At 71.1% G+C, this 13,566-nt stretch carries 15 protein-coding genes; 13 read left to right on the forward strand and 2 right to left on the reverse strand.

The annotated features are described in order from the left end of the window. The 12 genes from ACTIFU_RS18100 to ACTIFU_RS18155 all read left to right on the forward strand — a co-directional run. Window positions 1-861: PfkB family carbohydrate kinase (locus tag ACTIFU_RS18100; RefSeq protein WP_439579721.1), on the forward strand; the 861-nt coding region annotated here is incomplete at its 5' end. Further along, window positions 861-1,580, forward strand: coding sequence for a nucleotidyltransferase family protein (locus ACTIFU_RS18105; RefSeq protein ID WP_439579722.1), 720 nt, complete (start codon window positions 861-863; stop codon window positions 1,578-1,580). The genes ACTIFU_RS18100 and ACTIFU_RS18105, both read left to right, overlap by 1 nt. A gap of 37 nt (window positions 1,581-1,617) precedes the next feature. Further along, complete coding sequence (locus ACTIFU_RS18110; protein WP_439579723.1) at window positions 1,618-2,556, forward strand: NAD-dependent epimerase/dehydratase family protein; 939 nt, start codon at window positions 1,618-1,620, stop codon at window positions 2,554-2,556. A gap of 11 nt (window positions 2,557-2,567) precedes the next feature. Continuing rightward, window positions 2,568-3,161, forward strand: a complete 594-nt coding sequence (locus tag ACTIFU_RS18115) for an SIS domain-containing protein (protein WP_439579724.1) — start codon at window positions 2,568-2,570, stop codon at window positions 3,159-3,161. After that, on the forward strand, window positions 3,158-4,144 hold the full coding sequence (locus ACTIFU_RS18120; RefSeq protein WP_439579725.1) for a GDP-mannose 4,6-dehydratase: 987 nt from the start codon (window positions 3,158-3,160) through the stop codon (window positions 4,142-4,144). The genes ACTIFU_RS18115 and ACTIFU_RS18120 overlap by 4 nt, the downstream gene beginning before the upstream one ends. Further along, on the forward strand, window positions 4,141-4,989 hold the full coding sequence (locus ACTIFU_RS18125; RefSeq protein ID WP_439579726.1) for a transketolase: 849 nt from the start codon (window positions 4,141-4,143) through the stop codon (window positions 4,987-4,989). Before ACTIFU_RS18120 ends, ACTIFU_RS18125 begins: the two co-directional genes overlap by 4 nt. Beyond that, complete coding sequence (locus tag ACTIFU_RS18130; RefSeq protein WP_439579727.1) at window positions 4,986-5,930, forward strand: transketolase family protein; 945 nt, start codon at window positions 4,986-4,988, stop codon at window positions 5,928-5,930. The genes ACTIFU_RS18125 and ACTIFU_RS18130 overlap by 4 nt, the downstream gene beginning before the upstream one ends. Further along, on the forward strand, window positions 5,927-6,967 hold the full coding sequence (locus ACTIFU_RS18135; RefSeq protein WP_439579728.1) for a zinc-binding dehydrogenase: 1,041 nt from the start codon (window positions 5,927-5,929) through the stop codon (window positions 6,965-6,967). The genes ACTIFU_RS18130 and ACTIFU_RS18135 overlap by 4 nt, the downstream gene beginning before the upstream one ends. Before the next feature lie 5 nt (window positions 6,968-6,972). Next, window positions 6,973-7,602 carry a hypothetical protein gene (locus ACTIFU_RS18140; protein WP_439579729.1) on the forward strand — a complete coding sequence of 210 codons (630 nt, stop codon included), beginning with the start codon at window positions 6,973-6,975 and terminating at the stop codon, window positions 7,600-7,602. Window positions 7,603-7,604: 2 nt separating this feature from the next. Continuing rightward, window positions 7,605-8,603: a hypothetical protein gene (locus ACTIFU_RS18145; protein WP_439579730.1), complete on the forward strand. Its 999-nt coding sequence runs from the start codon at window positions 7,605-7,607 to the stop codon at window positions 8,601-8,603. Window positions 8,604-8,618: 15 nt separating this feature from the next. Next, window positions 8,619-9,281, forward strand: coding sequence for a class I SAM-dependent methyltransferase (locus ACTIFU_RS18150; RefSeq protein WP_439579731.1), 663 nt, complete (start codon window positions 8,619-8,621; stop codon window positions 9,279-9,281). 111 nt (window positions 9,282-9,392) lie between these two features. Further along, window positions 9,393-10,667, forward strand: coding sequence for a TylF/MycF/NovP-related O-methyltransferase (locus tag ACTIFU_RS18155; protein WP_439579732.1), 1,275 nt, complete (start codon window positions 9,393-9,395; stop codon window positions 10,665-10,667). Window positions 10,668-10,751: 84 nt separating this feature from the next. Here the strand turns inward: ACTIFU_RS18155 and ACTIFU_RS18160 are convergent, their stop codons facing one another. Together ACTIFU_RS18160 and ACTIFU_RS18165 are read right to left on the reverse strand one after the other, a co-directional pair. Beyond that, window positions 10,752-11,228, reverse strand: coding sequence for a hypothetical protein (locus ACTIFU_RS18160; protein WP_439579733.1), 477 nt, complete (start codon window positions 11,226-11,228; stop codon window positions 10,752-10,754). Further along, a complete protein-coding gene (locus ACTIFU_RS18165) occupies window positions 11,144-11,782 on the reverse strand; it encodes a glycosyltransferase family 2 protein (protein ID WP_439579734.1) in 639 nt (212 codons plus the stop codon). The genes ACTIFU_RS18160 and ACTIFU_RS18165 overlap by 85 nt, the downstream gene beginning before the upstream one ends. Before the next feature lie 332 nt (window positions 11,783-12,114). On the opposite strand from ACTIFU_RS18165, the gene ACTIFU_RS18170 reads away from it, so the two are divergent. Then, a complete protein-coding gene (locus tag ACTIFU_RS18170; protein WP_439579735.1) occupies window positions 12,115-13,323 on the forward strand; it encodes a methyltransferase domain-containing protein in 1,209 nt (402 codons plus the stop codon). The last annotated feature ends 243 nt before the right edge of the window (window positions 13,324-13,566 follow it).

Consider the following 13,566-nt stretch of genomic DNA (forward strand, 5'->3'; position numbering starts at 1 on the left):
CCGTTCCACCCGCCGCCCTTGGGCGGGGGCGGGGCGATCGTCGCCGCGCATGCCTGCGGCCTGGGGGCCGAGGCGCGCTACATCACCGTCGCGGGGCGCGACGACCAGGCCGGGTTTGCGCGCGCGGCCCTGGCGCGGCACGGTGTCGCGGCCGAGCTCCTGCTGGACGAGACCCGCCCGACCACGCACAAGCAGCGCTACCGCGCCGGCGGCAAGACGCTGCTGCGCGTCAACCACCTGCGCCAGCACGCCATCGACGCCGACCTGGTCGCGCGCCTCCTGGACCGGATCGAGCACGCCCTGCCCGCGACCGACCTGCTGCTGTTCTCGGACTTCAACTACGGCTGCCTGCCGCAGGCGCTGGTGGATGCGGTGGTGGAGCGCGCGGCCGAGCGCGGCATCCCCATGGCAGCGGACAGCCAGGCCTCGTCGCAGCTCTCCGACATCGCCCGGTTCCGCGGCATGACGCTGATCACGCCGACCGAGCGCGAGGCGCGGCTCGCGATGCGCGATTTCGAGAGCGGGCTCGCGGTGCTGGCCGAGCGCCTGCACCGCGCGTGCCGCGCCCGCAACGTGGTGATCACGCTCGGCGCCGAGGGGATGCTGGTGCACGCGCCCAACGGATCCGACGACACGCTGATGGACGACCGCCTGCCGGCCTTCAACACCGCCGCCAAGGATCCCGCCGGCGCGGGCGACAGCCTGTTCACGGCGACCGCGCTGGCGCTGACGGCCGGCGCGGATATCTGGCGCGCCTCGTATCTCGGCGCGCTCGCCGCCGCATGCCAGGTTGGCCGTGTCGGCAACCTGCCGGTCACCGCCTCCGACATCGAGGCCGAGATCGACGCGGACACCGTCTGATGCGCGCGGTGCTGCTGGCGGCGGGGCTCGGCACGCGGCTCCGGCCGCTCACCGAGCATGTGCCGAAATGCCTCGTTCCGGTGCAGGGGCGGCCGCTGCTCGGGATCTGGTTCGAGCTGCTGTTCCGCGGGGGCACGATCGGGCGGGCGCTCGTCAACACGCACTGGCTCGCCCCGCAGGTGGAGCGTTTCGTTGCCGCCTCACCCTGGGCAGGGCGGGTCGATCTTGTGCACGAGGGGACGCTCCTCGGCACCGCCGGCACGCTGCTCGCCAACCGCACCTGGATCGGCGACGGCCCGGTGCTGGTCGCGCATGCCGACAACCTGACCGATCTCGACGTCGGCGCGCTGGTCGCGGCGCATGCGGCGCGGCCGTCGGGCTGCGCGCTCACCATGCTGGCGTTCCGCACCGACGCGCCGCGGAGCTGCGGCATCATCGAGACCGACGCGCGCGGCATCGTCCAGGCGTTCCACGAGAAGGTGGAGGACCCGCCGGGTGATCTCGCGAACGCCGCCGTCTATGTGTTCGAGCCCGAGGTGATGGACGCCGCCGCATCGCTCGGCAGGCCCGTGGTCGATCTCTCGACCGAGGTGATCCCGCTGTTTGTCGGCCGCATCCTCGCGGTCGAGATGCAAGGCTATCATCGTGACATCGGCTCGCCCGAGGCGCTGCGTCTGGCGGAGGCCGAGTGGCGCCCGCATCCCGGGCGCGCGGCGTGACGGCAATCCAGGTGGATGACGACAGGACGGATCGCGCATGAAGGTGTTCGTGACGGGGGCGTGCGGCTACAAGGGCAGCGTGCTGGTGCCCAAGCTGCTGGCGAAGGGCCACGAGGTGGTGGCGTTCGATATCCAGTGGTTCGGCAACCACCTCCGGCCGCATCCGGCGCTGAGGGTGGTGCAGGGCGACGTGCGCGATCCCAGGCAGATCGACCTCGGCGGTGTCGAGGCGGTGATCCACCTCTCCTCGATCGCCAACGATCCCTGCGGCGATCTCGACCCGAAGCTGACCTGGGAGGTCTCCTGCCTCGCCACGATGCAGCTTGCGGACGCCTGCGCGCGCCGGGGAATCCGCCGCTTCCTCTATGCCTCCTCGGGCAGCGTCTACGGCGTGAAGGAAGAAGAGCAGGTCACCGAGGACCTCGAACTCGTGCCGATCTCGGAATACAACAAGACCAAGATGTGCGCCGAGCGCATCCTTCTGTCCTACGCCAGCGAAATGGTGGTGCAGATCGTCCGCCCCGCCACCGTGTGCGGCTTCTCGCCGCGCATGCGGCTCGACGTGTCGGTGAACATGCTGACCATGCAGGCGCTGACCAAGGGGCGCATCACCGTGTTCGGCGGCGACCAGACCCGGCCCAACATCCACATCCAGGACATCACCGACCTCTACCTGTTCCTGCTCGACCACCCGCAGCACGCCGGCGTCTACAATGCCGGGTTCGAGAACCTCACGATCAGCGAGATTGCGCGCCTGGTGCAGGAGCACGTGCCGTCGGAGGTGGTGGTGACCCCCTCGAACGACCCGCGCTCCTACCGCGTGAACTCCGACAGGCTGCTGGCCACCGGGTTCCGGCCGACGCACACCGTGGAGGATGCGATCAAGGAGGTCGTCGGCATGTACCGCCAGGGTGCGCTCGCCGACGAGGATCGCTGGTACAACCTGAAATGGATGCAGGCGACAGTACTGTCATGAGTGAGGCTGTCATGAGTGGGCCCGATCCGAAGGCGATGTTCGCCGCCTATGCCGAGCGGCTGGCGGGTGCGCTGAAGCGGCTCGATCTCGACGCGGTGGAGCGGCTCGCGCAGGCGCTCAAGTCCTGCTGGCAGAGCGGGCGGCAGGTGTTCCTGGTGGGCAATGGCGGCAGTGCCGGCAACGCGAATCACCTTGCCAACGACTATGTCTATGCGCTCTCCAAGCGGCCGGGCTCGGGCATCCGCGCGCATGGGCTCGCCGCCAACCCCTCCGTCGTCACCTGTCTCGCGAACGACGAAGGCTACGACTCGATCTACGCCCTTCAGCTTGCCGTGATGGCGCGCCCGGGCGACGTGCTGATCGCGTTCTCGGGCAGCGGCAACTCCCCCAACATCCTGCGCGCGCTGGAGGAGGCGAAGCGCATCGGCATGACCTCCTTCGCGGTGCTTGGCTACTCGGGCGGCAAGGCCAAGGCGCTCGCCGACGTGCCGATCCATGTCGCGATCGACGACATGCAGGTCGCCGAGGATCTTCAGATGGCGGTCGGCCACATGATCATGCAGTGGCTCTACACCCAGCGCGACGCGGTGCAGGCGGCGGCATGACGCGCTTCCTCGTTCTCGGCTCGAACTCGTTCTCGGGCGCGACCTTCTGCGATCACCTGGCCGCAGCGGGGCACGAGGTGATCGCGACCTCGCGCTCACCCGAACCGCACGCGGCGTTCCTGCCCTATCGCTGGCGCGACAGCGGCGTCCGGTTCGTGCAGGTGGACATCAACCGCGATCTCGACGCGCTCGACGCGCTGCTGCGCGCCGAGCGGCCGAGCCACGTGGTGAACTTCGCAGCGCAGAGCATGGTGGGCGAGTCCTGGCGTCATCCCGAGCACTGGATGATGACCAATGTCGTTTCCACCACGCTCCTGTTCGAGCGGCTCCGGCGCCTGGACTGGCTGGAGCGCTACGTCCACGTCACCACGCCGGAGGTGTATGGCAGCACCGAGGGCTGGGTGCGCGAGGACGCGAACTTCAACCCGACCACGCCCTACGCGGTCTCGCGCGCCGCGGGCGACATGCAGCTTCGCATCGTCGTCGCGCAGTACGGCTTCCCCGCGGCCTCGACCCGGGCGGCGAATGTCTACGGGCCGGGCCAGCAGACCTACCGAATCATCCCGCGCACCATCCTCTCGGCGATGGCGGGGCGGACGCTGCAGCTGCATGGCGGCGGCAAATCGATCCGTTCCTTCATCCACATGCGCGACGTCAGCGAGGCGACGCTCAGGATCGCGCTTGCGGGCAAGGTGGGTGAAACCTACCACATCTCGACCGAGCGGATGGTCTCGATCCGCGACCTCGTGGCGATGATCCTCGCCCGACTCGGCAAGGACTTCGACGCCTGCGTCGAGATCGCGCCGGAGCGGCCAGGCAAGGACCAGGCCTATATGCTGGACTCGGCGAAGCTGCGCAGCGCGCTCGGCTGGCGTGACACGGTCGCGCTCGAGGACGGGATCGCCGAGTGCGTGGCCTGGGCGGATCGGTTCCGCGACCACCTTCTCTCCATGCCGAGCTGGGACTACGAGCACAAGCCGTGACGGTTCTCATGACCTCCGACCGCGCCCCGGACGAGACCGCGCTCCGCAGCATCGCCGCACGGCTGCGCGGGCGGGTGATCGAGATGTCGCATGCCGCGCAGGCAGCACACCTCGCCTCGGCGCTCTCCTGCTGCGACATCCTGGCCGCTGCCTACTGGCACGCGCTCAGGATCGATCCCGAGCGGCCCGACGATCCGCAGCGCGACCGCTTCATCCTCTCCAAGGGCCACGCTGCGGCCGCGCTCTACGCCGCGCTCGCCTTCCGCGGCTTCTTCGACCCGGCCGAGCTCGACACCTACTGCCGGGACGGCGGCAGGCTCGCCGAACACCCGCCGGCGCACGGCCTGCCCGGCGTCGAGGCGGCGACCGGTTCGCTCGGCCACGGCCTGCCGATCGGCACCGGGATGGCGCTCGCCGCGCGCATCAACGACGAGGCCTATCGCGTCTTCGCCGTGCTGTCCGACGGCGAGTGCAATGAGGGCTCGGTCTGGGAGGCGGCGATGTTCGCCGCTGGTCAGCGCCTCGGCAATCTCTGCGTGGTCGTGGACTACAACAAGTGGCAGGCGACAGCGCGCTCGAACGAGACGCTCGCCCTCGCCCCCTTGCGCGACAAATGGGCCGCCTTCGGCTGGGACGCGCACGAGGTCGACGGGCACGACGTCGCCGATCTCGCCCGCCGTCTCGCCGCCATCCCCGCGCGCGGCGAGGGAACACCGGTCGCGCTGATCGCGCATACCGTCAAGGGCAAGGGCGTGTCGTTCATGGAGGACGACAACAACTGGCATTACCGCGCGCCGACCGCAGAGGAGGTGCGCAAGGCCCATCAGGAGCTCGGTCTCGCATGAGGAACGCCTTCGCCGACGAGCTGACCAAGCTCGGCGACATCGATCCCCGCCTGGTGATGCTCTCGGGCGATATCGGCAACCGGCTGTTTGACAAGTTCCGCGCGAAGCACCCCGGGCGGTTCTTCAACTGCGGCGTTGCCGAGCAGAACATGATGGGGGTGGCGGCCGGGCTCGCCCTCTCCGGCCTGCGACCCGTCGCCTACACGATCACGCCCTTCGTCACCACGCGCTGCCTCGAGCAGATCCGCGTGGATGTCTGCTACCACGAGGCGCCGGTGATCATCGTCGCGGTCGGTGCGGGGCTCGCCTATGCGGGGCTCGGTCCGACCCATCACGCCTGCGAGGACATCGCCTTCCTCCGCTCGCTGCCCGGCATGGTCGTCTGCTGCCCTTGCGATGCGTGGGAGGTGCGCGCGGCCCTGCGCGCCGCGCTGCAACAGGATCGGCCGGTCTATATCCGCATGGGCAAGAAGGGCGAGCCGCAGATCCATGCCGAGGTGCCGGCGGAGTTCGCCCTCGGCCGCGCGCTGACGGTGCGCGAGGGTGATGAGGTGTGCCTCGTCTCCACCGGCAACATCCTGCCCGAGGTGCTGCATGCGGCCGACGCGCTGGCCGCGCACGGACACTCCGTGCAGGTGCTGTCGATGCACACCGTCAAGCCGCTCGACCGGGCCGCGCTCGCGCGCGCCTTCGCCCGCTGCCGCGTGGTCGCGACCTGCGAGGAGCACGGCGCGATCGGCGGGCTCGGCGCGGCGGTGACGGAGTGGATGGCCGACAGCGGCACGCGCGCCCCACCCGGCGGGGTCGTGCGGTTCAACACCGGCGATGCGTTCTTCCGCCTCTCGGGCGAGCAGGAATTCGCGCGCGAGCAGCTCGGCCTGACGGGGCATCAGATCGCCGAACGGATCGAGCGCGTGCTCGCCGGAAAGGCCGCGGCGTGAAGACCGCCGCGCTGCTGCTGGTCGAGACCGGACGGCCGCTCGAGCTCGCAGAGCTCTCAATCCCGGCGCTGAAGCCCGGCCAGGTGCTGGTCCAGATCGCGTTCTCCGGCGCCTGCGGCACACAGGTGATGGAGGCGCGCGGACTGAAGGGCGAGGACCGCTGGGTGCCGCACTGTCTCGGCCACGAAGGCACGGGCACGGTGCTCGAGACCGGCTCCGCGGTGACCAAGGTGAAGCGCGGCGACCAGGTGGTGCTGTCCTGGATCCGCGGCAGCGGGATCGAGGCGGGCGGGGCGGTGTATGACTGGGACGGGCGCAAGGTGAATGCCGGCGGCGTGACCACGTTCCAGCGCCATGCCGTGGTGAGCGAGAACCGGCTGACAGTGCTGCCGCCCGGTCTGCCTATGGAGCTCGCCGTGCTGCTCGGCTGCGCCGCACCCACCGGCATGGGCAGCGTCGTGAACGTGCTGCGCGTGCTGCCGGGCGAGAGCGTGGTGGTGTTCGGCACCGGCGGGATCGGGCTGAACGCCTGCATGGCGGCTGCGCTCGCCGGCGCAGTGCCGGTGATCGGCGTCGATCCCAATCCGCAGCGCCGCGCGCTCGCCGAGGCCTATGGCGCGACCCACACGATCGACCCCGCTGCCGGCGATCCGGTGGCCGCGATCCGCGCAGTCCTGCCGCAGGGCGCGGACGCGGCGGTGGAAGCGACCGGCCAGCCCGCCGTGATGGCGCAGGCGCTGGCGGCCGTGCGCGCGCAGGGCGGCCGTGCGGTGGTGATCGGCAATGCGCGCCAGGGCGCCACGCTCACGCTCGATCCCGGCCTGTTCAACCAGGGCAAGAGCCTGCTCGGCACCTGGGGCGGCGATGCGGTGCCCGACCGCGACTATGCCCGGTTCGCCCGGCTGCTCGCGGCTGCGCGGTTCGACGTGCGCGGCCTGCTGTCGGCACCGTACCGGCTCGACCAGGCGAACCAGGCGCTCGACGATCTCGCCGAAGGCCGCGTCGGGCGGCCGCTGATCGACATGAGCCTCGTCTGAACACGATGCGGATCGGCATCGACTTCGACAACACCATCGCCTGCTATGACGGCGTGTTCCACGCCGCGGCGCTGGAGCGCGGGCTGATCCCTGCCGACCTGCCGAGCGACAAGACGAGCGTGCGCAACCACCTGCGCGCGATCGGCCGCGAGGACGACTGGACCGCGCTCCAGGGCTATGTCTACGGCGCGCGGATGGATCTTGTCGGGCTCTACCCGGGGGTTGCGGCGTTCATCGCCGCGGCGCAGCGCGTGGGCCACACTGTGTTCATCGTCAGCCACAAGACCCGCACGCCCTATCGCGGCCCCGCCTACGACCTGCACGAGGCCGCGCGCGGGTTCCTTGCGGCGCGGCGCCTGACCGACCCGGCGCAGGGTGGCATCGCGCCCGAGCGCGCGTTCTTCGAGCTGACGATCATGGCGAAGCTCGCGCGCATCGACGCGCTCGGGCTCGACGCCTTCATCGATGATCTGCCCGAGGTGCTGGCGGAGCCGGCATTCCCACCGCGATGCCGCGCGATCCTGTTCGATCCCGAAGCCAACCACCCGGACGGCGTCTGGCAGGGACGGCGCTTCGAGCGTCATGGCGGCTGGGACGGCATCGCCGCCGCGCTGCTCGGCCGCGACGCCGCCTGAGCGTGCACGCCGAGGCCGCGCCGATCGAGGTCGCCTCGCGGCTGATGCGCGCCGCCGGGCTCGCGGATGCACCGCGCGCGCTCGTGCGGCTGGCGGGCGGACGCAACAACCGGGTCTATCGGCTTGAGCGCGACGGCCCACCGCTGGTGGTCAAGTGCTACCACCACGACGCGCGCGATCCGCGCGACCGGCTCGGCGCCGAGTGGGCGTTCCTGCGCTATGCCTGGGATGTCTGCGGGTTGCGCGATGTGCCCGAGCCGCTGGCGGCCGAGCCGGCGAGCCACGCGGCACTCTATGCCTTCGTGCCGGGCGGGCGCATCGCCGCGGCCGAGGCGCGGCATGTCGAGGCGGCCGCCCGCTTCGTCGCGGCGCTGAACGCGACTGCGGCGCGCGGCGCAGCCGAACGCCTCGCGCCCGCATCCGAGGCGTGCTTCTCGCTCGCCGCGCATGTCGCGACGATCGACCGGCGCGTCATGCGGCTCGCGACGCGGCTCGATCCGTCCGCACCCCACGCCGAGGCCGCCGCCGCGCTGGTGCAGGAGCGGCTCGTGCCGGCCTGGCACCGTCTCGCGCGCAGGCTCGCGCCCGTTGCGGCGCCGCTGCCATGGGGCGTCTCGCCCTCCGATTTCGGCTTCCACAACGCACTGGACGCGGAGGGACGGCTGAGCTTCCTCGACTTCGAATACGCCGGCCGCGACGATCCGGCGAAGCTGATCTGCGACTTCTTCTGCCAGCCCGAGCTTCCCGTCCCGCGCGCGCTCTACCCCGCGTTCCGCGACGCGGTGCTGGCGGCCCTCGGACTCGATACTTCCCCGCATCGCGCGCGCTGCGATGCGCTGCTGCCCGCCTACGGCCTCAAATGGGTCTGCATCATGCTGAACGAGTTCCTCCCCGCCGCCGCCGCGCGCCGCGACTTCGCCGAGCGGCAGGACCGTGCATCGCGCTGCGCGGCCCAGCTCGCCAAGGCCGAGGCCGGGCTCGACCGCCTGCACGACACCTGACAGGAGTTCCCCAGGATGGCCTATCGCGAGTTCGTCAGCCTGATCCACAGATCCACCAAGCGCGACTACCTCGCGCGCGTCACGCAGCGCGACAAGGCGGAGGTGGCGGAACTCGCGATCCAGTACGGCTACGACTACTGGGACGGCAGCCGCGAGACCGGCTATGGCGGCTATCGCTATGACGGGCGCTGGCGCAAGGTGGCGGACGCGATGCGCGACGCCTACGGGCTGAAGCCGGGCATGCGCGTGCTCGATGTCGGCGCCGGCAAGGGCTTCCTGATGCATGATCTCGCCGAGAGCGTGCCCGGGCTGGAGGTCGAGGGGATCGACATCTCGGCCTATGCGATCGAGCACGCGATGGAGAGCGTGAAGGGGAAGATCCGTCAGGGCACCGCAGCGAAGCTCGACTGGCCGGACAAGCATTTCGACCTGGTGGTCTCGATCACGACGCTGCACAACCTCTACATCTCCGACCTGTTCGCAGCCCTTGCCGAGATGGAGCGGGTCTCGAAGGCACACAGGTTCCTGGTCGTCGAGGCGTATCGCAACGAGCGCGAGAAGGTGAACCTGATGTACTGGCAGCTCACCTGCCGCGCCTTCCATACGCCCGAGGAGTGGGAGTGGATCTTCGAGCGCGCCGGCTACACCGGCGATCACGAGTTCATCTTCTTCGAGTAGGGCCGGCCGGCCGGCGCGGCGCGCGACAGCGCTGTCGGGGCCGGCACGGCTTGCGCCCGGAAAGGCCGACCGGGGCGTCCGGAGCATGACGAGAGGCGAGGCGATCCCCTCATGACCCCATTGGACCAGAAGGCTGCCCGACTGCGTGAGCGTCTCTCCTGGAAGGAGGGGCAGCTGAAGGAGATCCACGCGCTCTACGCCGAGTATGTGAAGGCCGGCCAGCCCTTTCCGGCCGATCTCGAGGAGCATTCGCTGCAGCTGATCCTGCGCTTCGTCCGCCCCGACGACGTCGAGGCGGCGCGCCGCCTTGTCACGGTTCTGCAGGTGCAGAACAAACCGGTGCCGGACGATCTGCGCGCGCGAGCATTCGGCACGCCACGCGGGGCCCCTGCGCTCGACCTCGACGCCGTGCTCGCGCAGATCGAGGCGGGCGTAGCCGAGCGGCAGACGGTGATGACGATGCTCTCCGACCTCACGGCCAGGGGCGAGAGCCCGCCGCTGCCGCTCGAGATGGCGGTGCTCCAGCACTTCATCGCCGAGGACCCCGCGCGCATGGACCTGAAGCGCCGGCTGCACACCGTGCTCCGCCTGCTCGGCCGGCCGGTATCGGCCGAACTCGATGCCGCGGTGCGCGAAAGCTACCTCCAGGAGGAGTATGCGGTCGACTACCAGCAGATGCTGGACGCGTTTGCGTCGCGCGTGCGGTTCAGCGACATGGAACCGGAGTTCTTTCCGCTGCTCGAGACGGTCCGCCGCTTCACGATGACCACCGTGGAGCGTCTCTACGCGCTCTGGAGTGCGGTGCGCTACCTGGTCGAGGCGGAGATCGCCGGCGACTTCCTGGAGGCCGGTGTGTGGCGCGGTGGCAGCGTCATGCTGATGGCGCACGAGCTGCTGCGGTCAGGGGCAGCGGACAGGACCCTGTGGCTCTACGACACGTTCTCGGGATTGCCCCGGCCGAACGCGGAGATCGATGTCGATGTGCTGGGCAACCGCGCCATCGACGGCTGGCAGATGCGCAACCTGGCGGGCGACACGAGCGTGTGGGCCTATGCGGATGAGGCCGAGGTGCGGGCCAACATGGCCGCGACCGGCTATCCCGAGGCGCTCACCCGGTTCGTCGCCGGCAAGGTCGAGCAGACGATCCCGGCGACCATGCCCGAGCGGATCGCGCTGCTGCGCATCGACACCGACTGGTACGACTCGTACCGCCATCTTCTGCGCACGCTCTACGATCGTCTGGTGCCGGGCGGTGTGCTGCTGCTGGACGACTACGGACACATGCTGGGGGCGAAGCGCGCGGTGGACGAGTTCCGGCAGGAGCGGGGCATCCGTCAACCGCTGCTGCGCGTCGACTACTCCTGTCGGATGATGCTCAAGCCCTGAGGCGGGGTCGGACGCGCGCGGTCATGGCATCCGGCGACCGCCGCCGTCGCACGCCTGGGCCTGGGCATCCGGTACGGCTCCCCGTCACGCCGGAAGGGCGCGCGGCCGGCGGCGCCGGTCGCGTTGCGCCGCGACCAGGTCCAGGAGCGACATCGGGCGGTGGCGGACCGTCAGCCAGCCGAGCAGGGCAAGCTGGCCGAGCCGGCCGGGCAGCAGCGCGGCGCCCGCGAGCGCTGCCCGACCGAGCGGCCCGGCACCGGTCACCGCAGCGAGCGCGTGCGGATCGGGCCGCCCACCAAGCGGCTCGGTCACCATCACGCGTGCCGCGGCGAACCGCATGCGCCGCTCGAACAGGTCCGGATACCAGTCGGGGTAGGGGGCTCCGCGCGCGGCCTCCATGCGCGCCCGCGCCCGCGCCACCATCGCGAGCGTGGCGGCCGGATCCGCCGCCGCCGAGCGCGACACGCTGACCGGGTTCACGTGCCAGACGCCGAGCACCTCCGGAAGAAACACGAAGCCGTGGCGCAGCGCGAGCTCGCGGGCGAGGAAGCTGTCGCACATCGCGCCCAGCGCGGGATCGAACCCGCCCGCACCAACCACCGCGTCGCGTCGCCAGACGGTCGCGACCGAGATGATGACGTGATCGGCCCGCCGCAGCAGCGCGGTGACCTCGCCGGGAGGAAGCGCTCCTGCCGCGCCGGCAGGATGACGGGCCGCAGCCCGATGACGCGATCGTCGGGCGCGCGCAGCACCGCCTCGCCCGAGGCGAGCGCGGCCTCGGGATGCGCGGCCAGGGCGGCGGCGGCGCGCGCGAACAGCCGCGGACAGGCCACGTCGTCGGCGGCGGCGAAATAGACGAGGTCGCCGTTGACCTCGGTGAGGCCCCGCGCGATCGCCGCCGCGGCGCCGCCATTGCGTTCAAGCCGCACGACGCGCAGTCCGGGCAGGCGGGCCGCAAACCGCTCGGCCACCGCGAGGCTGTCATCGGTCGAGGCATCGTCGATCAGCACGATCTCGTCGGCCCGGCGCTCCTGCGCCGCCAGGGCCGACAGCGCACGCGGCAGAAGCGCCGCGTGGTTGTAGTTGGGCAGCACGACGGACAGCCGAACTGTCACGACGGACTCCTGGCGCGCGCGGACGCGGCCGGGGTCGCCCATCCCGATCGGCTCATCGCCTTGCCCCTGCGGTCACGACCCGCACGCCATCCGGTTGCGCCCCACGGCGCGCTCCACGGCGGATCATCATCGATGACGGATCCGGCATCGCTGGCGGCCGCACGCCGGGGAGCGCAGAGCGACCTTGACACCCACCTTGGCCTCTGGGAAGGGGCTCGCCGTCCGCGCGGCGCGACCGCCGCGGCGCGCGCCCCGCGTGGCAGCCGGCGCAAGACATTGCGCGGCCGCGCTACGGCCGGGGCACGTCGCCCACCCGCCGAAGGAGTCTGCCGATGACGGCGTGCCAGGTGTGCCGCTCGAGCCGCATCGGTCCGGCGCTCGACATGGGCAGCCATCCCGTCTCGTCGTTCTTCCTGCCCGCTGCGGACGCGCCCGAGACCGCGCATCGCCTGGCACTCACGCAGTGCGCGGAGTGCGGCACGATCCAGCTCATGACGCCGGTTCCCCACGCCGCCCTGAAGCCGCCCTATGACTGGCTGTTCGCGCGCGAGCCGGAGGAGCATCTCGATGGCCTGGTCGATCGCCTCCGCGCGCTGCCGGGGCTTGAACCCGGCGCGGCGATTGCGGGGCTGACGGTGAAGGACGACACCACGCTCGACCGGTTCCGCCGGCACGGCTTCGAGCGGGTCTGGCGCGTGTCCCTCGCCGAGGATCTCGGCATCGCCGATCCGTGCGCCAATGTCGAAACGGTGCAGGTGCTGACCGAACCGGACCGGATGCGCCGCGTCGCCGCCGCGCATGGCGGGCCGGCCGATCTGTTGATCGTGCGCCATGTGATCGAGCATGCCGAGAGCCTTCAGGCCTTCGTCGAGGGGCTTGCGGCGCTGGTGCGGCCGGGCGGCTACGTGATGGTGGAGGCACCGGACTGCACCACGAGCCTTCGCCTCCACGACTACGCGATGGTCTGGGAGGAGCATTCGCTCTATTTCACTCCGGCCACGTTGCGTCCGATCCTGGAGTGGGGCGGGTTCGAGCGCGTCTTCGAGGCGCTGTATCCGCTGCCGTTCGAGAACTGCATGGTGCTGGTGGCGCGCCGGACCGGCATGCCACGCACGCCGCAGCCGGACGCGGAGGGACAGGCGCAGGCCGGGCTGCTCGCGCGCTACGCCGCCGCGTTCCCCGACGTCACGGCGGAACTCCGGCGCACGCTGGAGGCGGTACGCGCGCGCGGACCGCTCGCGCTGTTCGGCGCCGGCCATCTCGCCTGCGCCTTCGTCAACTTCCACGGCCTCGCCGACCTGTTCGACTTCGTGGCCGACGACACGCCGCAGAAGCAGGGCCTGTTCCTGCCCGGTGCGCGGCTGCCGATCCTGCCCTCGGCGGAGCTGGTGCGACGGCGCGTCGCGCTCTGCCTGCTTGCGCTGTCGATCGGCAACGAGGACCGGGTGATCGCGCGCAATGCCGGGTTCATCGCGGCGGGCGGCGCATTCCGCTCGATCTTCGCGGCGAGCCCGCGCAGCATCCGCGGTCCGGCCGGCTGAACCGCGCCGTCCGTGAGCGGAAACGGGATGCCGCGCAGCGCCGTGGTCATGCCCCGGCCGCGGCCGGTCTCCCCGCCCGTGCGCGATGCGCCGACCCGCGCGCCGCGCGCAGTCGGGACGGGACATTCGACCGAGGCGTCCCCGCCGCGCCGCCCGTCGTTGCGGCCGGCCGCCGTCCATGCCAGAGACGAGGCATCAAGGATCGCGCCGGGACCCCTGCGCATGACCGGGACGGGCAATGTC

This window comes from Elioraea sp. (genome assembly GCF_051860475.1).
Lineage (GTDB): Bacteria > Pseudomonadota > Alphaproteobacteria > Acetobacterales > Acetobacteraceae > Elioraea.